The organism is Rhizobium skierniewicense (assembly GCF_014196515.1).
In the GTDB taxonomy this organism is placed as follows: Bacteria; Pseudomonadota; Alphaproteobacteria; order Rhizobiales; family Rhizobiaceae; genus Agrobacterium; species Agrobacterium skierniewicense.
This window is the reverse complement of sequence record NZ_JACIDV010000011.1, coordinates 130719-153029: the sequence shown is the minus strand read 5'-3', so window position 1 is coordinate 153029 and position 22311 is coordinate 130719. Positions and strand designations below refer to the sequence as shown.

20 protein-coding genes and 1 tRNA gene are annotated in these 22311 nt (G+C 58.2%); 10 read left to right on the top strand and 11 right to left on the bottom strand.

Going from position 1 to position 22311, the window contains the following annotated elements:
• Positions 1-158 precede the first annotated feature (158 nt).
• The gene (trmFO, locus tag GGQ73_RS17705; RefSeq protein WP_183897261.1) at positions 159-1631 is read left to right on the top strand and encodes a methylenetetrahydrofolate--tRNA-(uracil(54)-C(5))-methyltransferase (FADH(2)-oxidizing) TrmFO; all 1473 of its coding nucleotides are present in this window, start codon (positions 159-161) and stop codon (positions 1629-1631) included.
• On the opposite strand, the gene GGQ73_RS17700 is transcribed toward trmFO, so the two are convergent.
• From GGQ73_RS17700 to yajC, 5 genes are all read right to left on the bottom strand, one after another.
• Entirely contained in the window at positions 1580-2080 is a 501-nt protein-coding gene (locus GGQ73_RS17700; protein WP_234911013.1) for a hypothetical protein, read from the bottom strand. The two genes, trmFO and GGQ73_RS17700, sit on opposite strands and share 52 nt — an antisense overlap.
• Before the next feature lie 101 nt (positions 2081-2181).
• Entirely contained in the window at positions 2182-3018 is an 837-nt protein-coding gene (locus tag GGQ73_RS17695) for a phytoene/squalene synthase family protein (protein ID WP_234911012.1), read from the bottom strand.
• A gap of 25 nt (positions 3019-3043) precedes the next feature.
• On the bottom strand, positions 3044-3436 hold the full coding sequence (locus tag GGQ73_RS17690; protein WP_174153053.1) for an Mth938-like domain-containing protein: 393 nt from the start codon (positions 3434-3436) through the stop codon (positions 3044-3046).
• Positions 3436-6000 (bottom strand): protein translocase subunit SecDF, encoded by a 2565-nt coding sequence (gene secDF, locus GGQ73_RS17685; RefSeq protein ID WP_174153052.1) that lies wholly within the window; start codon positions 5998-6000, stop codon positions 3436-3438. The genes GGQ73_RS17690 and secDF overlap by 1 nt, the downstream gene beginning before the upstream one ends.
• A gap of 82 nt (positions 6001-6082) precedes the next feature.
• Positions 6083-6439, bottom strand: coding sequence for a preprotein translocase subunit YajC (gene yajC / locus GGQ73_RS17680; RefSeq protein ID WP_045230287.1), 357 nt, complete (start codon positions 6437-6439; stop codon positions 6083-6085).
• 234 nt (positions 6440-6673) lie between these two features.
• Between yajC and GGQ73_RS17675 the strand changes: the two genes are divergently transcribed.
• Together GGQ73_RS17675 and GGQ73_RS17670 are read left to right on the top strand one after the other, a co-directional pair.
• Positions 6674-7546: an ATP-binding protein gene (locus tag GGQ73_RS17675; RefSeq protein WP_183897259.1), complete on the top strand. Its 873-nt coding sequence runs from the start codon at positions 6674-6676 to the stop codon at positions 7544-7546.
• A gap of 186 nt (positions 7547-7732) precedes the next feature.
• Complete coding sequence (locus tag GGQ73_RS17670; RefSeq protein ID WP_183897258.1) at positions 7733-8632, top strand: BAR domain-containing protein; 900 nt, start codon at positions 7733-7735, stop codon at positions 8630-8632.
• Positions 8633-8756: 124 nt separating this feature from the next.
• On the opposite strand, the gene GGQ73_RS17665 is transcribed toward GGQ73_RS17670, so the two are convergent.
• The 4 genes from GGQ73_RS17665 to GGQ73_RS17650 all read right to left on the bottom strand — a co-directional run bounded on the left by GGQ73_RS17665 (position 8757) and on the right by GGQ73_RS17650 (position 10662).
• Complete coding sequence (locus tag GGQ73_RS17665; protein WP_183897257.1) at positions 8757-9287, bottom strand: lipocalin family protein; 531 nt, start codon at positions 9285-9287, stop codon at positions 8757-8759.
• 96 nt (positions 9288-9383) lie between these two features.
• Entirely contained in the window at positions 9384-9827 is a 444-nt protein-coding gene (locus GGQ73_RS17660; protein ID WP_252094040.1) for a VOC family protein, read from the bottom strand.
• Between the two features lie 86 nt (positions 9828-9913).
• Positions 9914-10504: a hypothetical protein gene (locus GGQ73_RS17655; RefSeq protein ID WP_183897256.1), complete on the bottom strand. Its 591-nt coding sequence runs from the start codon at positions 10502-10504 to the stop codon at positions 9914-9916.
• 83 nt (positions 10505-10587) lie between these two features.
• A tRNA-Glu gene (locus GGQ73_RS17650) sits at positions 10588-10662 on the bottom strand.
• 558 nt (positions 10663-11220) lie between these two features.
• On the opposite strand from GGQ73_RS17650, the gene GGQ73_RS17645 reads away from it, so the two are divergent.
• Positions 11221-12021, top strand: coding sequence for a GGDEF domain-containing protein (locus tag GGQ73_RS17645; protein WP_252094045.1), 801 nt, complete (start codon positions 11221-11223; stop codon positions 12019-12021).
• A 132-nt stretch (positions 12022-12153) separates the two neighbouring features.
• Positions 12154-12651 (top strand): xanthine phosphoribosyltransferase, encoded by a 498-nt coding sequence (gene gpt / locus GGQ73_RS17640; RefSeq protein ID WP_183897254.1) that lies wholly within the window; start codon positions 12154-12156, stop codon positions 12649-12651.
• Between the two features lie 38 nt (positions 12652-12689).
• On the opposite strand, the gene GGQ73_RS17635 is transcribed toward gpt, so the two are convergent.
• Positions 12690-13427: an ArsR/SmtB family transcription factor gene (locus tag GGQ73_RS17635; protein WP_183897253.1), complete on the bottom strand. Its 738-nt coding sequence runs from the start codon at positions 13425-13427 to the stop codon at positions 12690-12692.
• Positions 13428-13436: 9 nt separating this feature from the next.
• Positions 13437-13655: a hypothetical protein gene (locus GGQ73_RS22820; RefSeq protein WP_210290160.1), complete on the bottom strand. Its 219-nt coding sequence runs from the start codon at positions 13653-13655 to the stop codon at positions 13437-13439.
• Positions 13656-13854: 199 nt separating this feature from the next.
• Between GGQ73_RS22820 and GGQ73_RS17630 the strand changes: the two genes are divergently transcribed.
• From GGQ73_RS17630 to GGQ73_RS17615, 5 genes are all read left to right on the top strand, one after another.
• Positions 13855-14754: a DMT family transporter gene (locus tag GGQ73_RS17630; RefSeq protein ID WP_183897252.1), complete on the top strand. Its 900-nt coding sequence runs from the start codon at positions 13855-13857 to the stop codon at positions 14752-14754.
• 634 nt (positions 14755-15388) lie between these two features.
• Positions 15389-19189, top strand: coding sequence for a vitamin B12-dependent ribonucleotide reductase (locus GGQ73_RS17625; protein ID WP_183897251.1), 3801 nt, complete (start codon positions 15389-15391; stop codon positions 19187-19189).
• A gap of 353 nt (positions 19190-19542) precedes the next feature.
• A complete protein-coding gene (locus tag GGQ73_RS17620; RefSeq protein WP_252094039.1) occupies positions 19543-20934 on the top strand; it encodes an adenylate/guanylate cyclase domain-containing protein in 1392 nt (463 codons plus the stop codon).
• A gap of 7 nt (positions 20935-20941) precedes the next feature.
• Positions 20942-21733 (top strand): E2 domain-associated cysteine-rich protein, encoded by a 792-nt coding sequence (locus GGQ73_RS23385; protein ID WP_350310104.1) that lies wholly within the window; start codon positions 20942-20944, stop codon positions 21731-21733.
• 3 nt (positions 21734-21736) lie between these two features.
• Positions 21737-22300 (top strand): Pycsar system effector family protein, encoded by a 564-nt coding sequence (locus GGQ73_RS17615; RefSeq protein WP_113169809.1) that lies wholly within the window; start codon positions 21737-21739, stop codon positions 22298-22300.
• Positions 22301-22311: the final 11 nt, after the last annotated feature.

Sequence of the window (22311 nt, the reverse complement as noted above, 5' to 3'; positions counted from 1 at the left end):
CGCCCATCGCTCCCCCGTCATGATCGAAAAAGTTTGGCGGCGATCTCCTATCATGGTACTGCAGCACCAAATTCGCCTCCAGAATATCTGAGGCTCCCACATCAAACACATATGTCCGCCTGGCGCACCCGCGTGCCGCATGGCGGTGCGGGTGCGCCATGCAAGACAAGACCTTTTCTCCCATTCACATCATCGGCGGCGGCCTGGCCGGGTCGGAGGCCGCATGGCAGATCGCGCAGGCGGGCGTCCCCGTCATCCTGCACGAAATGCGTGGCGTGCGCGGCACCGATGCCCACAAGGGCGATTCGCTGGCCGAGCTCGTCTGCTCGAACTCATTCCGCTCGGACGACGCGACAGCCAATGCCGTCGGTGTCATCCACGCGGAAATGCGCCTTGCGGGATCCCTCATCATCGCCTGCGCCGACAAGCACAAGGTCCCGGCCGGTAGCGCGCTCGCCGTCGACCGCGATGGTTTTGCCGCAGCCGTAACGGCAGCGCTTGAGGCTCACCCGCTGATCACCATCATCCGCGAGGAAATCGTCGGGCTGCCGCCGAAGGAATGGGACAACACCATCATCGCCACCGGCCCTCTCACCTCGCCGGCACTTGCCGCCTCCATTCAGGCGGAAACAGGCGAGGACGCGCTCGCCTTCTTCGATGCCATCGCGCCTATCCTTCACCGCGACAGCATCAACATGGATGTCTGCTGGTACCAGTCGCGCTACGACAAGGTCGGCCCCGGCGGCAACGGCAAGGATTATATCAACTGCCCGATGGATGAGGACCAGTACAACGCCTTCATCGATGCGCTCGTCGCGGGCGATACGGTCGGCTTCAAGGAATGGGAGGGCACGCCCTATTTCGACGGCTGCCTGCCCATCGAGATCATGGCCGAGCGCGGTCGCGAGACGCTGCGCCACGGCCCGATGAAGCCCATGGGTCTCACCAACGCCCACAACCCCACCGTCAAGGCCTATGCCGTCGTCCAGCTTCGGCAGGACAATGCGCTCGGCACGCTCTACAATATGGTCGGCTTCCAGACGAAGCTGAAATACGGAACGCAGGCCGATATCTTCCGCATGATCCCCGGCCTCGAAAATGCGGAATTTGCCCGTCTGGGCGGCCTGCACCGCAACACCTATATCGATTCGCCACGCCTGCTCGATCCGTCGCTACGGCTGAAGTCGCGCCCTTCGGTGCGTTTTGCAGGACAGATCACGGGCTGCGAAGGCTATGTGGAAAGCGCGTCCATCGGTCTTCTGACCGGCCGGTTCGCCAGTGCCGAGCGCAAGGGTGAACCGGTCAGCCTGCCGCCAGCAACGACGGCACTGGGGTCGCTCCTCAACCACATCACCGGCGGGCATCTGTCGACCGATGAGGAAGCGGGCAAGCGCTCTTTCCAGCCAATGAACATCAATTTCGGGCTTTTCCCTGAACTGGAACCGGGCTCCATCGTCAAGCCGGAAGGCGTCAAGCGTTTCCGTGGCAAGGACAAGACGATCATGAAGCGGCATCTCATGGCCAGGCGTGCCCTGACCGATTGCGCATCGTGGCTCGGTGTTCCCGCCCCTGTCTTCGCTCAGGTCGAGGCAGATGGCGATGCGTTGGTCCCGGATGCGTCGGCGGCCTGATCCGGCACAGTTGCCGCCGGTTCTATGTCGGCTGCCTCCAGATAGCTTCCCAGCAGCCACAGCGACACCTCCGCCGCCTCGCCCACCGTCTTGAACCGGTAGGCGCCGCTATATTTGGGCGTGTCGAGGAAGGTCACCACGAAACCGTCGCCGGTTTCCAGATGCTCGACTGTAATGCGTTCGGGATTGATCAACATGCAGGCGTGGTGCTTGCCCATGTTGCGCATGAAGCCAGCCTTGTTATCGTGCAAACGCACGAAAACGGTATTGCCATCGGCGGTCATATGCAGACTGCGGATGGCTTCCGTCGGAAAGGCGCGCGCAAAATCGAGGATCGCCTGGCCCGTATCGTGGTCATCGTCCCGATCGGTATCGCGTCTCAGGCGCAACAGGTAATAGCCCAGCATGCCAAGCGGAAAGAGAATGACGATCCAGAGTGCAGGGTTCATCGATGTCTCTCCATGCGGCCACTCCTGTTTGCGAGTCCCGGCTCATCCTATAATCAATGCCGGTGCATAGACACCAAGCCTTGCGCGAATATGGACAGGTATCAGAAGCGCCGGGTAAACGACGCCTTGCCAAGCTGCCACTGACGGCGAAGCTGTGATGGCTGGATGTCGCGATCAAACAGATCGGCCCCGGCCTTGCGCGCCCGGGCAATCGCGCCACCGGCCAATCCAACGGGGATGAAGGCTGGGAAGACCGCTTTGGGTACCTGCTCCTGGCGCGCCTTTTCGAGATGATCTTGCGCGTGCACGCAAAAGATCTCGATAGCGGCGCCGATGCGCGCCGTGTCCTTTCCCTCCAGAAACGTCTCGCGGTCGAGACCTGCAGCCGAGAGCATATCGGTGGGTATATAGACCTGCCCGCGCCTCAAATGCAGCGGCATCAGAAGCAACATGCCCGCCATGGCCTGCGCCACACCGGCATGACCGGCGGCCTGCGCACCTTCGGCGGAATCGGACGGAGACAGAATGATGCTGGCAAGCTGGATCAGCGCCGAGGCCGTTTCCCCGGCATAGCCTTCCAGCGCATTGCGATCCGCAAAAGGATCGTCGTAAAGATCGAATATCCGCGCTTCGATCAGGTCGATCAACGTCTGGCGCGGCAGCTTGTGCGTGTCGATGGTACTTAACAGCGCTGCGGCAACCGGGTTGGCGAGGCTTTCACCATGCGGCTTGCCTTCCAGAAGGTCACGCCACCATTGCATCCGAACCTCGCCGGGCAGAGGGTCGCGCACAGAATCGCGAATACGGGCAATTTCGGCATTGAAGGCGTAGAGTGCGCCGAGCGCCGGGCGCTTGTCCTCAGGTGACAACAGGCAGGCCAGATACCGATCACGATCGGTATCGCGCAACATCGCCATGCACGCGTCCGTATCTGTCATCCGCTCTGTCATCGATCTCGGTCTTTCAGCCTTCCACGGCAATCAGCGCCGCTGCCACGGCACGCGATTCCGACAGCATGATGTTGTAGGTTCGCACCGCAGCTCCTGTGCTCATCGGATCGACGGTGATGCCAGCCGCTCTCAAAGCCGCTTTCAGCTCTTTCGGAATGACACGCATCGTATCGCCTGTGCCGATGAGCAGGCACTCGATTTCGCTGGCCTGGGCAATGATCTGGGAAAAGTGCTCGACGCTCAACTTGGCCGGATCATCCACAGCCCAACCATGAATACCGGACGGAATGCAAAGCAGCGAGCCCCGATGCGACATATCGGCAAACCGAAAGCCGCCATTGCCATAAGCGTCGATGGGCGCCCGGCCGGGAAAATGGGCCGGGCGTATTTCGATACCGGCGGCCATCAGACGGCCGGCTTGCCGCCAATGGCGTTGGCCTTGGCATCCGCCTTCTCGTCTTCGGCGTCATTGCCACCGGGACGAAGCTTGAAGGCGATCAGAACCGGCGCTGCGATATAGACCGACGAGAAGACGCCGATACCAACACCGAAGAGCATCGCGAAGGTGAAGGACCGGATAACTTCGCCGCCGAACAGGTAAAGCGACAGAAGCGCCAGCATGACGGTCAGACCCGTCAGGATCGTGCGCGACAGCGTCTGGTTCAGCGACACGTCGATGATCATCGAGAGCGGCATCTTCTTGTATCGCCGCAGGTTCTCGCGAATACGGTCGTAGATGACCACCGTATCGTTGAGCGAGTAGCCGATGATCGTCAGGATCGCCGCGATACTGGTCAGATTGAACTCGATGCCAAGGAACACGAACAGACCGATTGTAAAGACCACGTCATGCACCATCGAAATAATGGCACCCAGCGCGAACTGCCATTCGAACCGCACCCATATGTAGGCCATGATCGCGACCATGGCGAGCGCGATACCGATGGTGGACGTAAAGGTCAGATCGCCTGATACGGCAGGACCGACCACTTCCACGCGGCGGAAATCGTACCGGTCCTCAAGTTCGCCACGCACCAGCGTGATGGCGGACTGTTCGGCATTTTCGCCGCCGTCCTGCGCCTGAATGCGGATCAGAACGTCCTGCGGTGTGCCAAAGCCCTGCGCCTGGATTTCACCGAGGTTCAACTGGCTGAGGCGATCGCGGATGTCGGCGATATCGGCATCACCCTGCTTGGCCCTGACCTCGATGACGGAGCCGCCCTGGAAGTCGATGCCAAGGTTGAGGCCCTTGGTCACGAAACCGCCGACGCATAGCAGCATCACCAGACCGCTCAGGATAAAGACATAGCGACGGTAGCGCATGAAGGGAATGTCTTTGCCATCGAAAACAGCCGTGCGAATTCCCTTGGGCAAGGCCTTGGGACGGCTGCGGCGAACCCAGACGCCGAACATCCATGCCGTCAGCGTATAGGCCGTGAAGACGGTGGTGATGATACCGACGGCCAGCGTCACGGCAAAGCCCTTGACCGGGCCCGTTCCCATGTAGAACAGAACGCCCGCGACGATCAGCGTTGTGACGTTTGCATCCATGATCGTGGCAAAAGCGCGCGTAAACCCGCCTTCCAGCGAAGAAATCAGCGGTTTCCCGCTTCTCACCTCTTCACGAATTCGCTCATAGATCAGCACGTTGGAATCGACCGCCATACCGATGGTCAGAACGATACCCGCAATACCCGGCAAGGTCAGCGTCGAGCCGATCACGCTGAGCACCGCCAGCAGCATGACGATATTGACGACGAGCGCTATGTTCGCCAGCAGGCCGAAGAAGCCGTAGAAGATGAACATGAAGATGATGACGGCCGCTCCACCGATGCCACTGGCTATCAGTCCGGCATTGATGGAATCGCTGCCGAGGCTCGGGCCGACGGTGCGTTCTTCAACGACGGTCAGCGTCGCCGGAAGTGCGCCTGCGCGCAACAGAACAGCAAGGTCGTTTGCGCCCTGAACCGAGAAATTGCCGGAGATCTGACCCGACCCGCCGATGATCGGCTCGCGGATGACGGGTGCGGAAATGACCTGATTGTCAAGAATGATGGCGAACGGCTTGCCGACGTTCTGCTGTGTCGCCTGCGCGAAACGCTGTGCGCCACGGCTATCGAAGCGGAAGGTTACGACCGGTTCGTTGTTCTGCTGGTTGAAGCTCGCCTGCGAATCGACAAGGTTGTCGCCGGATACGAGAGCGCGACGCTCGACAAGATAGGGAACCGGTGGATCGTCCTGCGAATACAAAATTTCAGATGTCGCAGGCGGGCGACCGTTCATCGCTTCCTGAACCGGCATGGACGTATCGACCATGCGGAATGACAGCTTCGCGGTCTGGTTCAACAGCGACTTCAAGCGCTGCGGGTCCTGCAAGCCAGGAACCTGCACGATGATGCGGTCGGTGCCCTGACGCTGGATGAGGGGTTCGGTCGTGCCGACTTCATCCACGCGGCGACGAACGACTTCGATGGACTGGGAAACAGCCGATGACATGCGGTAATTGATGCCGTCATCGGTCAGGTTGAGACGCAGCACGTTGTCGCCAGCGTCGCTGGTCGTCACTTCCGTGATCGATGTGCCGACCAGCGTGCCGGACGAAATCGGCAAGGTCAGATCGCGCAATGCGGTTTTTGCGGCTTCGTACTGAGCCGGGTCGGTGATGCGAACCTGCACCAGCTGGCCGTTGCCGGTCAGGCCCGAGTAGCGAATGTTGGCATCACGCAGCTGGGTGCGCACATCGCCCACGATGGTTTCGAGACGTTCCTTCACAATGTCGGAACGCTCGATCTTGAGCATGATGTGGGAACCGCCCTGAAGGTCGAGACCGAGCGTTACCTTATTGTCCTTGTACCAGGATGGCATGCCCTCCAGCTGCTTGTCGGTAAACAGGTTTGGAGAAGCGATAAACACGCTTAGCAGCACGGCCAGCCAGATAAAGGCTGTTTTCCAGCGGGAAAAATGAAGCATTGAGGTCTCGGTCAGGGTTGGGTGTCAGAACCCAGGCTGCGTTAGCCGCAGCCTGCTTATTATGGACTGCGCAGTCTTGGACTTACTTCGCGTTCGCAGGCGCTTCGGTCTTGACCGGCTCGCCCTTGACGCGCACTTCAGCGATGTATGTACGCGATGCGCGAACCTTGACGCCTTCGGCAATTTCGACTTCCAGTTCGTTGTCGTCGATGACCTTGGTCACCTTGCCAACGATACCACCGCCCAGAACGACCTGATCGCCACGACGAATAGCCGTCAGTGTTTCCTGACGCTTCTTCAACTGCGCGCGCTGCGGACGGATCAGGAAGAAGTACCAGACCACCATCAGCGGAGCGAACAGAAAAAGCATTTCAAGGCCAGACCCGAATGCAGACGGTGTGCCAGCCGCATCCTGGGCAAAGGCTTGGGTAATGAACATTAAAAACTCCTCAGATTATCAGGCGCAGTCTTGGCCACTCGCCGGCTTTTCAAGCCGCCGGAATATAGTTGCGATCCCCTAGAATGCAACAGACACAGACGCTGCGCCGTACCGTTTCCACGCCTCATAACCTTTCAGTGCGATAAACACCATGCTACCTCGCAGAAATTCTACTGTTGTGCGGCCTCCATACAACGGCAATGGCAGGCACAATCCTTCGCTGGAGACTTCAAGATGACACCGGAAGAAACAAATGCAGCGTTGCTGTCGGAAGTCCGCCGTCTGGCCGATGCGCTGGAGCGGCTCGCAGGCCCCGCCCCCGCCGTCAACGACTTTGGCAGCGCCGATTGCTTCGTCTGGGTGCCCGCCAATGCCTGGCTCCAGCCGGTCGCCAAACCCAACCGCGTCGCACTTCAGCTCATCCGTGGCGTCGACCACGTGCGCGATATTCTTCACGATAACACGCTGCGTTTTGCGCAGGGCTTTGCCGCCAACAATGTTCTTCTGTGGGGCGCGCGCGGCATGGGAAAGTCGTCGCTGGTCAAAGCTGTTCACGAAGACGTGCAGTCATCGAGCGGCGGCACCCTCAAGCTGGTCGAAGTCCACCGCGAGGATATCCACACGCTCCCGGCTCTCATGGAGATCTTGAAGACCGCAGATGTTCGCATCATCCTGTTCTGCGACGACCTCTCCTTCGACCATGACGATACTGCTTATAAATCGCTGAAAGCGGCGCTGGATGGCGGCATCGAAGGAAGGCCAGACAACGTGCTGTTCTACGCCACATCCAACCGCCGCCACCTCCTGCCCCGCCACATGATGGAGAACGAGCAATCCACCGCCATCAACCCTTCCGAGGCCGTCGAGGAAAAAGTATCGCTCTCGGATCGCTTCGGCCTTTGGCTCGGTTTCCACAAATGCAGCCAGGACGATTACCTCGCGATGATCGATGGCTATGCCGACCATTTCGATCTCGGACTGCCCCGGGAAACACTCCACCATGAGGCTCTGGCATGGGCAACGACGCGCGGCGGCAGGTCCGGTCGCGTCGCCTGGCAGTACATTCAGGATGCAGCCGGACGGCTGCGAATATCCATTGCGCGCTAAGCTTTTTTTCACGCATCATGAAGTCACAGCAAAAATAACGACAAATAGTTGAAATTATTGCGTTATAACCAATTCATGAATTATTGAAAAAACAATTAGCTTTTCCTGTTTCAGCACGGAACCAACACATAATCTGTCCGTTTCAGTGGCAGAACGCGACAACCGCGTGTGTTACAGGAGAGTAGAATGACTGATCAGACCAGATACGCGGCACCCGCAGTGGGCGTACACGCCCCTGTCTTGCAGGAATCAACATCGAATATGTCCTGGGGCGGCGTCTTCGCAGGCGTGGCAATCGCCCTGTCGCTTCACCTGCTGCTCAACCTCCTGGGTCTGGCCATCGGTGCGGGCGTCATTGATCCCGCATACAGTGATACTCCCACCGCCACATCGCTCTCCACCGGCTCGCTCATCTGGGTCATCGTCAGTGGTATCATCGCAGCCTTCGTGGGTGCCTATGTCGCCAGCCGCCTATCAGGTCGCACGGTCCGCTCCACCGGCGCTCTGCACGGTCTCACATCCTGGGCCGTCACCACGCTCGTCGTCTTTTACCTGCTGACGACATCTGTGGGCGCGCTGCTGGGTGGTGCATTCACCGGCGTCACCAGCATCTTCTCCGGCGCAGGTTCCACTCTGGCGACGGCGGCCTCGACAGCCGCTCCATCGCTTGCCGGTGCGACAGATCCCGTTGCCACGATTGAACAGCGGATTCGTGAAGCCAGCGGCGGTAACGACCCACAGGCTCTGCGCGATGCAGCCGTCAGCGCCGTTCGCGCCGCACTGACTGGCGACCAGGCGCAGGCCGAAGATGCCCGCAACCGCGCCGCCGATGCTCTGGCCCGTGCTCAGGGTATCCCCGTCGACCAGGCTCGCCAGCAGGTAACGGAGTATGAGGCACAGTACAAGCAGGCCGTTGAACAGGCCAAGCAGCGCGCAACCGAAGCAGCCCAGACCACGGCAACTGCGGTCTCCACAGGCTCCTATGTCGCCTTTGGTGCGCTCCTGATCGGCGCCGTCGCCGCCCTCTTCGGTGGCAACATCGGTGCCGCCCACACGGATCGCCGCCGCAAAACCATCATCGAATAAGGCTCAGATCTCAGCAGAAGCAGATGCCCGCGGAAACGCGGGCATTTTCGTTTGAGCGATTTCCCTGACGACCACCCACAAAAAAACCCGCGTCTCCGCGGGCTTTTTCACATCGATGTCAATATCAGAATTCTGGAAATTCGAGCTTGTTCGTATCGTAGCCAAGCTCTTGTGCCTTCTTCACCATCACCGCCAGCTTGCTTTTGGATGGGACGCTGCGTGCGTAAATCCAGAGTTTGCTCATGTCCGGGTTGGAGCTGATGAACCAGCTTCGGTCGGGCGCCTGGTAGCGGACCCAATAATTGAAGGTGATCAACAACGGGTACCGAACCCGCAGCTTGGCATTCGTGTCCTTGTAATCGGTCAGAGTGCCGATACCTTCGATGGTCTTCAACTCACCCTGCGGTGTTCCTTCGTAGCATCCATCCTCAACCTTCACCTGGTTGGGTGCATCACCCTTGGTGTAGATCGTGAAGCCTGCGACGCAGCCATCCGTCAGCCGCATCGGCGTGCGACCGATTTCCAGCCATTTGCCCTGATAATGCGACATCTGTGTCGGCACCACCGCTGTCTCGGCTTTCGCCTCTTCGATGAGGCAGGCGCTGAGCCCGCAAAAGGCAAGGGTGGCAGCAAGCGGGCGTAGGAAACTGGTCATGGTTAATGCTCCGTTAACTCTGTTGTGCAGAACAACGCCTGTTGAGCTTGCCGGTTGCATCCGCCCCTGATCATGAAACCGTGTAGGCCTACCCGCTCACCCCGTTGCAGATCGCCCATCGGGATATTCCGCCGGTCCCTTGATCTCCAGCATGTTGCCGAAGGGGTCGTATATATAGAAAGAGTGGCCCATGCCCCTCGCCCCGCCATGCATCGCCTCGCGGTGAATGGCAACGCCGTGGCGTTCAAGATGCGCGCGCAACGCATCGTGCTCGAAAGGACCGGTCGCGATGCAGATGTGGTCGACATTGCGCCCTCCCGCCACCGGCGGTGCTGCCTTCTGTCCACCGGGATGCGTCGTATCCCATAAGACGATGAGCGACGCCCCGCACCACACCTGCTCCATGCCCAGCGCCGGATACGTATAGCCCGCACGGCATCCCATGACGTCATGATAGAAGCGCAGCGCCTTGTCCATATCATCGACCAGCAGAACGACGTGGTCGATGCCGACGAGAGAAAACGGTATGCCTGATGTCACGGATATCTCCTCCAAGATGTCCGACCTACCATCCCCGGATCGACAGCCCCGTCAACTGCGAGACTAAACCCGTATCCAGCGATAAATCAGGCGGAGATATCAAGCGTTTCGAGCACCCGCAGCGACAGCTCTTCACCATCTGTGTCCAGATCGACATCGATCTTCGCGAGATCGAACCTGTTGACCTCGGCTGCGATGAACCGATTGAATGCCAAGGCACGTGCCAGAAATTTATCGATCAGCAACCGTGCATCTTCGTCGCGGGCCGCATAGTCGCTCTCGACTTTCATCCGCTGCTCGATCACCCTATCGGACGCCACAAGCCATGCTGCCCGGACACGGGTGGAAACGATCGGCGCGATCCTCTCTGGCAGCAGGGCCGAACCTTCCATGACGAGTCCTTCCTCCCGCTTGATCAACGGCAGAACATGTGTCCCCCACATCGAGCGGTAATGGCGCAGAACCGATTGCATCAATGCTTCCATGTTCAGATCGCGGTAATGCTCGACAACATGTGGTGGCACGACGTGCGGCGCGGTCTGCCAGGGGCGACCGGGATGCCTCGCAAGACTATCGGTGGAAAGTTTGCGCCAGCCAAGATGCCGGGCCATGTCGGTCGCCAGCGTGGATTTTCCCACATGCGACGCACCGCCCAGCAGAATGATCCGTGCAGTCATATTTTCTCCCCATGCGAATACAACAAACACGGAAATCGCACATCAATTTCATAAGGGGAAATATAAAGGAGCTTGAGGTGGAATGGTACGCCCTAGGGGAGTCGAACCCCTCTTTTCAGAATGAAAATCTGACGTCCTAACCGATAGACGAAGGGCGCGTACACATGTCGTGTGGCGCCCTTATAGTCAGAGCTTTTCGATACCGCAAGCAGGAAAATGCGCCTTTTGACAAAAAAATGACAGCCTCGTTGAAAGCACTGAGAGATTATGAAATACACAGCCAAAACAGAGACTTATTTAGATCCATATGCGGCACCGGGCGTGGTTCTCACCCCAAAACATGAAGGGCTACCGGAGGAATTCAGTCCTGACGCGCCCTTTCTTGCCGCAATAATTCGAAAGCGCCGGGAAACGGGGGCCGCTGATGCGCGTTTTACAGAACTGACACACGAAGTGTCACACAGGTCGAGACAGCAAAACAGGAAATCCAAGCTGAACGGGCGCTCGTAACACTTTGAATTGAACGATATCTCCATAAAATTCGAATATAAGATGACACTGCCTTTTTATTGCTTTTTTTTACGGTTGGTTCATTCTCGCCCGATGAATGATCCGACGTCAAACACAGGTGAAGGATGAAGCTTGAGAGACGCCAGACGATGACCCGACTTCGACGTTCCCTTATTGCGAAAATCTTTTTGGTCTCATTTTTGAGCGTGCACGTCCCGTTGATCGCATTGATCGTTCACCTGGTCAGTGGCTTCGACACATCGGCATGGCCTATTTTCTGTCTTATTCTGGGTGCGACGCTGTTCGGAACAGCTCTTTGCCTGTTTGCCATCTGGCGCTTCATTCGTCCTCTGCATCATCTGGCAGAAGCGCTCCAGAAATACCCGCAGGACAAGAGTGTCTTCAAGCTCTGTTCCGCTGGAAATGACGAGATCGCGACCGTAACAGCAGCCACGAAATCCATGCTGTTGCAGGTCGAGGAACTGACCAAGAAGCTCAAACATCAGGCGACCACTGACTTTCTGACAGGCCTTGGCAACCGTCGTTGGCTCACCGAACAGATGCCCGCCTTGCAGGCTCAGGCCGCGCGCTCCAATGAACCGCTGTCCATCATCCTGTTCGATCTCGATAAATTCAAGAACATCAACGACAATTTCGGTCACGATGTCGGCGATAACGTCCTGATGAATGTCGGCGAGATCGTCAAAGACCAGTTGCGCCCCTATGATCTGGCGGCTCGGGTCGGCGGCGAGGAATTCTGCATCGTCCTGCCGCGCACATCGGGCGAAGCGGCCCTTGGCATAGCGGAACGTCTGCGCGCGGCCTTTCAGTCCAGCTATGTCGACCCATTGCCCCACGGTCGTATCACCTGCAGCTTCGGCGTCATTCAAGCCGGTACAGACGAACGTTTGCAGCAATTGTTGCGCCGGGCCGATACGGCTCTTTACACCGCAAAGGACGCGGGCCGGAACCGTGTCATCGGCGCGTTTGTCGAAAAAAACCCTTAGACTTCGTCGTGCCTCTTTTGAGCGAAACGACGAGAAAGCGCGCAACAGACACCGTGAAAAGCTTGCCTTTGAGCTATTCTTGCCGCTATTAGCCAAAGCCATCAACAATTTTGACCAGATGGTAGACACCCCATGTCCCTTCCCGATAAAGCCTTTCCCGTTTCCTGGGATCAATTTCACCGTGATGCCCGTGCACTGGCATGGCGCCTGGCCGGTCTGAACCAGGAGTTCAGAGCCATTGTCTGCATCACGCGCGGTGGCCTTGTACCCGCCGCCATCATTTCGCGCGAACTCAACATCCGTCTGATCGATACGGTCTGCATCGCCACGCGGCATGATTACGTCAATCAGGGCGATACGCTGCTTTTGAAGGGCATCGCGCCCGAACTGATGGAAAACGGCGGGCAAGGCATTCTGGTCGTCGACGATCTGACCGATACCGGCAAGACGGCGCTCGAAGTGCGTGAGATGCTGCCAAAAGCGCATTTCGCCTGCGTCTACGCCAAACCATCAGGCGTCCCCACCATCGATACGTTCATCACGGAAGTCAGCCAAGACACATGGATCTATTTCCCATGGGATCTCGGCTTCACCTATCAGGAGCCGATTGCCAAGGGCGCGCCGGGCTGATTTTTTTGATGTGATAGTAACGTGAAATGACGGCTCTCTCAGCCGTCATTTTTTATTTCATTGGGCGATGCCACCCGCCAGTCCGCCGACAGCCCAAAGGTGGCACGCAAACCCGTCTCCGCCGCCTGCGTCACCCGCAAGGCACGCGTTTCCGGCATGCGCACGACCCAGCCCAGCGCCATCAACCGGTCGAGCAATCCCGTGCCCAGCTTTCCGGCCAGATGCATGCGGCGTTCGCTCCAGTCGAGACAGGTTCGGCAGAGTGGTCGCCTTGATACGTTTCCCGACGCCAGATAGACGCCGAAATCGCACAGGAAACGCTGCCCCTCTTCCGTTACCAGCGCCGCACCGTCAGCCAGCACGACATAGGCCTTTTCACACAGCGCATCCGCAATGCTGACGGCAAGCCTTCCGGCCATATGGTCGTAACAGGTTCGCGCCATGCGCAACGCATCATCCTTAGGCCCGACAGGACGGTGACGTTTAGGCCCGGCAGATGCGACGACCATCAGCGCATCGATAGCCTGTGCCACCTCTGGCGATGCCAGCCGATAGTAGCGATGCCTGCCCTGTTTCTCCAGCGTCAGAAGCTGCGCATCCGCCAGTCGCGACAGATGGCCGCTTGTCGTCTGCGCCGTCACCCCCGCATGACGAGCGAGTTCGCCCGCCGTCAGGGCCCGCCCACCCATCAGGGCGTAGAGCATGTTGGCGCGGGCCGGGTCTCCTAGAAGGCTGGCGACGACTGCGATGGACGTACCGGAAGCGAAATTTGTCATGCGGACATTTTAATGGATTGGTCTTCGCCTGTCAGCCACACACACTTCGGCCAAGGCCGAAACATCCATGCTGCTTTTGAGGTTAGCACCGTCCAGAGATGCCTGCGAGCCAAGGACGAGATTATGCCTGCCGACGAAAACAATAAAAAACGAGCCGCTTCTACCGCGTTCAAAAACGTCCGTTTCGCGGACTTGGTCAAAGCTCTGTCCGGCTTTGGCTGGCGTCATGGACCAAAACCATCACACGTCTCGCATCTTTCAGACCATCTGCGCCGTGATGTGGGTGTGGCCATCACACGGCACGCCCGATGCAGATCAAGACCAACCATTCATGATTTTGATGAGACGATCTCGATCGATTCCATCATCGTGAGAAGCCGTTGCGGTGAATACCGGTCGCAATGAGACGTGCAGCAAGGAAAGACGCATGACCGCCAACAACACCATCGCCAGAGAACTGGCTCTTCTGCTCGTGCTTGCCACGCTCTGGGGTTCAGCCTACACCTTCATCAAGCTCGGCGTTGCCACCATTCCGCCCATCACCTTGATCGCGGCCCGAACGCTGATGGCCGCAACGGTTCTTCTCATCGTCCTGCGCATTCGCGGCCTGCGCCTGCCCAGGGATGCGACCACCTGGAGGCGCTTTTTCATTCAGGCCTGCCTCAACACCGCCGTGCCCTTCACCCTCATTGCCTGGGCCGAAACCACGACAGATGCGGGCCTTGCGGTCATTCTGAACTCGACGACGCCGGTCTTCGCCTTCCTGATGACGGTGCTTTTCATCCGCCATGAACCCGTCAGCGGTCGCAAGATGGCAGGCATTGCCGCCGGTTTCAGCGGCATTGTGCTCATCGTCGGCGTGCAGGCGCTCAACGGTGTCGGCAAGGAACTTCTGGCGCAGCTTGCCGTCATCGCCGCCAGCGTCTGCTATGGCGGAGCAGTCATCTTCGGCAAGAACTTCAAGGACCTCGATCCGATGATGCCTGCCGCCGGTTCGCTGATATGCGGAGCCATGCTTTTGGCACCGCTCAGCCTGATCATCGATCATCCCTGGACGCTGTCGCCATCGGCAACGTCGATCTTCGCGCTTCTGGCGCTTTCGGTTTTCTCCACGGCGCTCGCCTTCGTGATCTATTACCGGTTGATCCGCACGCTCGGTTCGGTCGGCACAACGTCGCAAGCCTATTTGCGTGTGCCGATCGGTGTTGCCATCGGCGTCATCTTTCTCGGCGAAAGCCTGCCGCCGACCGCATGGATCGGCCTGGTGCTTGTCGTCATCGGCGTCTTTTCCATGACGCTACCGGAGAGAAAGGCAAAGCCAGCCTGACTGGCGATGCCGCTATAGATGGTGTGCCGGCTTCATTTTTCTCGGGTATTTTGATCCCTGGCCAGTGGAAAACTCACAGTGTCGCCTTTTTGCCTCAGTGTTGAAAAGGCCCGGAAATCCGGCCTCACGTTACGGAAGGACAAACGTGTGCCAACAAAGGGCTTTCCTCCAAGTGCCTGATATTTATAGAGGGTTTTTCTTTCCCCGTTTTCCACAGGCTCATACACAATATCTGGTAGTTAACAAACCCTTTCAAACTAGGCCTTGACGGAATCACTGCATTTTTCCAAGGTGCTGTTATGTTGCAGCGGCAACGGGATCGGGTGCCCCACTCTGATTCATTGAGTTTCAGTTCACGCGTTGGTCTGCGTTCTCACCCATGAGGGGGTGATGGGCACGGATTTGTCTGTGAACTGGCTTTCGTCGCCGAAAACATGATGCGGGATCTGGTTGGCAAGAAACTGTTAATACTATATATAGTATGCTTGCAGCCGAAATCACCACGATATACAGGGTTTACATCCAAGGATGACATCCCATTCGAATCGATGAACTGGCTGCGCGTACGAGGCGCGAAGCCAGGACGGATTTTTGCGCCCTGCCCATGGGCGCCCAAAGGACGAGGACGAAAACAATGCGCATTGAACGCCGCTTTACCAAGCCGGGCCAGTCTGCCTACGCGGAAATCGATTTCCGCAAGGGTATCAGCGAAATCAAGAACCCGGATGGCTCCGTCGTGTTCAGACTGGCGGATATCGACGTTCCCGCGCAGTTCTCCCAGGTCGCGACCGACGTTCTGGCGCAGAAGTATTTCCGCAAGGCAGGCGTTCCTGCCCGCCTGAAGAAGGTCGAGGAAAACGACGTTCCTTCCTTCCTCTGGCGCTCCGTTGCCGACGAAAAGGCAATGAAGGACATTCCCGAAGATGAGCGTTACGGTTCTGAAACCGACGCACGTCAGGTGTTCGACCGTCTGGCCGGTACATGGGCTTACTGGGGCTGGAAGGGCAAGTATTTCTCGACCGAAGAAGATGCGTCCGCCTTCAAGGATGAGCTTGCCTACATGCTGGCCACGCAGCGCGTTGCGCCAAACTCTCCACAGTGGTTCAACACCGGCCTGCATTGGGCCTATGGCATCGATGGTCCGGGTCAGGGCCATTTTTACGTCGATCCCTTCACCGGCAAGCTGACCAAATCCAAGTCGTCCTATGAACACCCGCAGCCGCATGCCTGCTTCATCCAGTCCGTCGAGGACGATCTGGTCAATGAAGGCGGCATCATGGATCTTTGGGTGCGTGAAGCGCGCCTGTTCAAATACGGCTCCGGCACCGGCTCCAACTTCTCCTACCTGCGCGGCGAAGGCGAAAAGCTGTCCGGCGGCGGTCGCTCCTCCGGCCTCATGAGCTTCCTCAAGATCGGTGACCGCGCAGCGGGCGCCATCAAGTCCGGCGGCACGACCCGCCGCGCCGCCAAGATGGTCGTTGTCGATGCGGATCACCCCGATATCGAAGCCTATATCGACTGGAAGGTGAACGAGGAGCAGAAGGTTGCGGCCCTTGTGACCGGTTCCAAGATCGTCGCCAAGCACCTCAAGGCCATCATGAAGGCCTGCGTCAACTGCGAGGCGGATAACGGCGACTGCTTCGACCCGGCCAAGAACCCTGCCCTCAAGCGCGAAATCCGCGCTGCCAAGAAGGACATGGTGCCGGAAAACTACGTCAAGCGCGTCATCCAGTTCGCCCAGCAGGGCTACAAGGATATCGAATTCAAGACCTACGACACCGATTGGGATTCGGAAGCCTACCTCACGGTGTCTGGCCAGAACTCCAACAATTCCGTGTCGCTGAAGGATGACTTCCTGCGCGCAGTCGAAAACGACGGCGACTGGAACCTCACCGCCCGCAAGGACGGCAAGGTCATGAAGACCCTGAAGGCTCGCGCGCTTTGGGAAAAGATTTCCCACGCCGCATGGGCATCGGCTGATCCGGGCCTGCACTTCAACACCACCATGAACGACTGGCACACATCGCCAGCCGCCGGTCCCATCCGCGCATCCAACCCCTGCTCGGAATACATGTTCCTGGATGACACGGCCTGCAACCTTGCCTCGCTGAACCTGCTTCAGTTCAAGGACGCCAAGACCAAGAACATCGACATTGCCGATTACGAACACGCCGTTCGCCTGTGGACCGTCGTTCTCGAAGTCTCCGTCATGATGGCGCAGTTCCCATCCAAGGCCATTGCCGAACGCTCCTACGAATACCGCACGCTCGGCCTCGGCTATGCCAATATCGGCGGCCTGCTGATGTCGTCGGGCATTCCGTATGACAGCGACGAAGGCCGCGCGATTGCCGGTGCTCTCACCGCCATCATGACCGGCGTGTCCTATGCAACATCTGCCGAAATGGCAGGCGAGCTTGGCCCGTTCCCCGGTTTTGCACCCAACCGCGATAACATGCTGCGGGTCATCCGCAACCACCGCCGCGCAGCCCAGGGCCTGGCCTATGGTTACGAAGGCCTGTCGGTAAACCCGGTTCCGCTCATCCATGCCGATTGCACGGATGCAGACCTCATCACCCACGCCGTTGCCGCATGGGACAAGGCGCTGGAGCTTGGCGAACAGCACGGCTACCGCAACGCCCAGACGACCGTGATTGCGCCGACCGGCACGATCGGCCTCGTCATGGATTGCGACACGACCGGTATCGAGCCTGACTTCGCACTGGTGAAGTTCAAGAAGCTGGCCGGTGGCGGTTATTTCAAGATCATCAACCGTGCCGTTCCTGAATCCCTGCGTTCGCTCGGTTACTCGGAAAGCCAGATTGCCGAAATCGAAGCCTACGCCATCGGCCACAGCAATCTCAACCAGGCACCGGCCATCAACCCCGGCAGCCTGAAAGCCAAGGGCTTTACCGATGAGAAGATCGAAGCCGTCAACGGCGCGCTGAAGTCTGCCTTCGACATCAAGTTCGTCTTCAACCAGTGGACACTCGGTGCCGACTTCCTGAAGGACACGCTGAAGGTCTCCGACGAGCAGCTTTCCGACATGAGCTTCAACCTTTTGGAACATCTCGGCTTTGCCAAGAAGGACATCGAAGCGGCCAATGTGCATGTTTGCGGCGCGATGACGCTGGAAGGCGCACCATTCCTGAAGGACGAGCACCTGCCCGTCTTCGATTGCGCCAACCCTTGCGGCAAGATCGGCAAGCGTTACCTCTCGGTCGAAAGCCACATCCGCATGATGGCGGCGGCACAGCCCTTCATCTCCGGCGCGATCTCCAAGACGATCAACATGCCCAACGATGCAACGGTGGAAGATTGCGGTGCAGCCTACATGCTGTCCTGGAAGCTGGCGCTGAAGGCCAACGCCCTTTACCGCGATGGTTCCAAGCTGTCCCAGCCACTCAACGCTTCGCTGGTCGAGGATGATGATTCGGAAGATGCACTGGAAGAGCTGATCGCTCAGCCACAGGCAGCCCAGGCCGTCACCATCACCGAGAAGATCATCGAGCGTGTTGTCGAGCGTGTCAGCCGCGAGCGTGAAAAACTGCCGAACCGCCGTCAGGGTTACACCCAGAAGGCAGCCGTCGGTGGACACAAGGTCTATCTGCGCACCGGCGAATTCGGTGACGGTCGCATCGGCGAAATCTTCATCGACATGCACAAGGAAGGCGCTGCCTTCCGTGCGATGATGAACAACTTCGCCATCGCCATCTCGCTTGGCCTGCAATATGGCGTGCCACTGGAAGAATATGTGGAGGCCTTCACCTTCACCAAGTTCGAGCCAGCCGGCATGGTTATCGGCAACGATGCGATCAAGAACGCAACGTCGATCCTCGACTACGTGTTCCGCGAACTCGCCGTCTCCTACCTCGGCCGTCACGATCTGGCCCATGTGGATACGTCCGACTTCTCGCAGACGGCACTCGGCAAGGGCATCGAAGAGGGCAAGACCAACCTCGTCTCCACCGGCTGGACCCGCGGTTACAAGCCAACGCTCGTCTCCAACACCCCCGAGCGCGTCTCGTCCGAGCCCAAGGGTTCGGCAACCGCAGCGCCTGCCCGTGCCTCCGGCACAGTCACGCAGATCTCCGGCAACACGGTGCGCAAGCTGGAACCAACCGTCGCCATCTCCACCTCCGAAGTCGTCGCCTTCAAGCGTGACTACGAGGAACGCGCCAAGGAAGCCGTCGAAATCGAAGAAGGCCTCGCCACCGAATCCGAACAGGCCGCGACAGCCCTCTTCTCCGACAAGGCAGCCGCAGACGCAGCCTCTGCCAAGACGGAAGCCAAAAAGAAAGAAGCCGAACGCCGCATCCGCTCGATTGCCCAGGGGTATACGGGCAACATGTGCGGCGAGTGCCAGAACTTCACGATGGTGCGGAATGGCACGTGCGAGAAATGCGACACGTGCGGTGCGACGAGCGGTTGCTCTTGATCGGGACACTCTTTTCACTCACTATTGAGAAACGAATCCTAATACTGGCCAAACGACCCTAGTACTGGCCGTTTTGGATCCTGAAATTGGCCAACTCAAGGATTCGACTGATTCCGGGCACTGCAAAGTGCCCGGGAAATGCCTCAAGGAACAAACAGTGAAACAATCGCATCGGTGGATTAGCATCTTCCGTGGATCAGTTTGGAGTTGAAACGCAAATGGCTAATACATGGAAGCATGATCGCGCAAAGGCAGCGATCGATGCACGCATCGAAGACGTCAAGACCGTTACGGTTCTGGACTACACACGAGATACGTCGCTGACGTCGATCCCGACGAACAAGGCCTATCGCGTGGATGGCGTTCACGTCTACTTAGAGATCGTCAACTTCGATGACATGCTTTGGTCGACCGAGACCGAAGGTGAGACGTGTCACAAGCGAGCGCTGCGGTTTCTGAATTTGCACTACCGCGCCGTCCACCGGATTCTCGCCGAGGCTAATGCCATTCGTGTCGACTTCCACAATCAACGTCTCCACGCAGTTGTGGCCAAACCTTATGGCACGGACTCTGCCGACGACCGCGTAAACCGGGCTGTCGCGATCGCCAAGCTCATCGTCGATGTCCTCGCAGAGACAGGCGACGACGACGAGAAAATCCCAAATGCGCGAGTGCGGGTCGGCATCGATACTGGTAACGCGCTTGCAGTGAACAATGGCCGCGGCGGCAATCGTGAGCCCCTCTTCCTTGGCCGCCCCGCAAACATTGCTGCGAAACTGGCTTCAAACAACAAGGCTGTCGGAATCTATTTGAGCAACGAGGCCCGTCAAGCGATCGATCTCGATGCCGCGAACGATCCAGCGAAAACCAAGTTGACCGATGAGGAGATAAATGACTGCGGGGAGTCGGCGAAACTCGGGCTCAGCAAAGATAAGATCGTTGCTGACTGGCGGAGTGACAACAAGGCGAATCCCATTGGGGCATTCGCGTTCTCGCGTACAACGCCGCCCCTTAAGAACCTGGACATTTCCGTTCTCACACCGGGCAACTCCAGGCGGATGGAAATGGTTTCCGTCTATGCCGACGTCGACAATTTCACCGCTTACGTGAACGCTCATATCGACGACGACCCTGAGGATGTGGTCCGATGCCTCCACGTCATTCGTGCCGAACTGGACAGGGTCATCAGCGCGGACTTCTCCGGCCGGCGGATTCGCTTCATCGGCGATTGCATCCACGGTCATATCCTTGAAGGAACGGCCCACAACACCGATACCGACGAAACCGTGTCTACCTCGGTCCTCTGTGCCGGCGCTCTTCGCAGCAGCTTCGATCTCGCGCTCGAACGGCTTGAGGCAAACGGCGTCGACACTGATGATCTTGGCCTCGCTGTGGGTTTCGAGTTTGGACCTTCTGCAATTACGCGTCTGGGCATGCAGGGCAAACGCAATCGCTGCTCGACAGGCAGATCAGTACTTGATTCGGAAAAAGAGCAGAAACGCTGCGACGGGCAGCAGACAGCGATTGGCCAGAGAGCGTACGACGACGGCCCCGCATCTGTCCGGAAGCTTTTCGGAACAACGCGCCGGATCGCAAACCTTACCTACGATGTAGCTCTGGAATCCTTGGCTGCCGAAAACAATGCCGTCGCCAAGGTTGCGCGGGCGTCTGTATATGCGACAAGCAGCCCTGCGATCGTCCAAGCTGCCGAGGTTCCCTTCCGTCCTTACATGAAGTTCGATTGAGGCTGCCTTGTCGCCGATCGATCATCTCAACAGCCTAGCCCATGCAAACCACGCCCGTTTGATTTCATCTGCGGGCGAGGTCTCCGTATATGGTGTCCGGCCACCCAGTCCATCAGGCGCTCCGGTCCCTGAAATAGTTCTCGAAGTTAGGAGAGTTGCGGACACGGTCACGGTGAAGGAGCGTGTTCCAGTCCTTCTCCCAACCTTCTGCGCCGAGCGGCATATAAACAGCGACGGCTCTTTCTGCCTCTACTGGGGAGAGCTTGAACCTTCGGGTATTACGAGTGCCGGAGATGCGGAAGTGTGGTGGGGCAAAGTTTTAACGTTCATCTTGCGACAGCGCTCGGCGTCGGCTCTCCGACGATGGCCCGGTAAGGGCGATGCTCGTGCACACGGCTCGACAGCGGCGAGGTTCCAATCTCTTGCTGAAGAGAATGCGGCTGCCCTAGGGCCGCGATTTCTCGCCACGCTGCGGGACGACCGCCTTCGGGTAAAAAATCGGGGATCCAACCGGTTGGCGCTTCTTCGCGACGGTCGGCGAGTTTTCACAGTTCTGAAGAACGAGAAGTGTGTGATGTCGTTACGACAGCGGTGCAAGTGCGACGCCGCTGACAGTCTACGGCTTCCGATAGCGTCATGCAGCGGTCACAAGCATGAATTGGCCGACCTTGTCATCAACCTCGAAGGATGGAACCGGTCAGAGAGGGCTTTCTACGACTATCTTCGCTCGATCAATCAGACCTGCTGCGGGACTATGGATGATTGCCCGCTCGCCATGCCAAAAACGGAAACACTCTGAGCCATGGCGAAGAACGACCAGCAAGAAGCCTACGAAAAGCTGATGTCCGCCAATCACGGACGGATGATCGATTTCGTCAAATTCGCCGAGACCAAGAACGCAGCTTTGCTCACCTTTTCATCGGTTTGGATCGGAGCTCTCATCAATCTGCTTAAGTCCACCGAGGAACTTCCGTTCAACTATGGCAACGCTCTGGTCGTCGCCCTGGTCCTACTATTTCTTGCAGCAGCAACCTGCCTGATTTCTCTGTTACCGAGGTTTCTGAAGCATTTCTACAAGCGCGACGATGATCGCAAGAACCTTTTGTATTTCGGCGACATCAAGGATAGCGGAGCGAAGGACTATCCTTTGATGGCGGAGAAGGAATATCAGCCGCAAAACGGGGATTCGGCCTCCCAAACATATCTGCACGATCTCGCCGTTCAGACCGCGATCCACGCTTCGATAGCCCACCGAAAGTTCAAGCTATTCAACTGGGCCGCATCACTTGTCCTTCTGGCTTTCGTAGTCATGGGAATTCCTCCTTCGCTGGCGGTAGCCCGCTGGGCGTTTTCCCATCTTCCCTGATGACGGAGAGT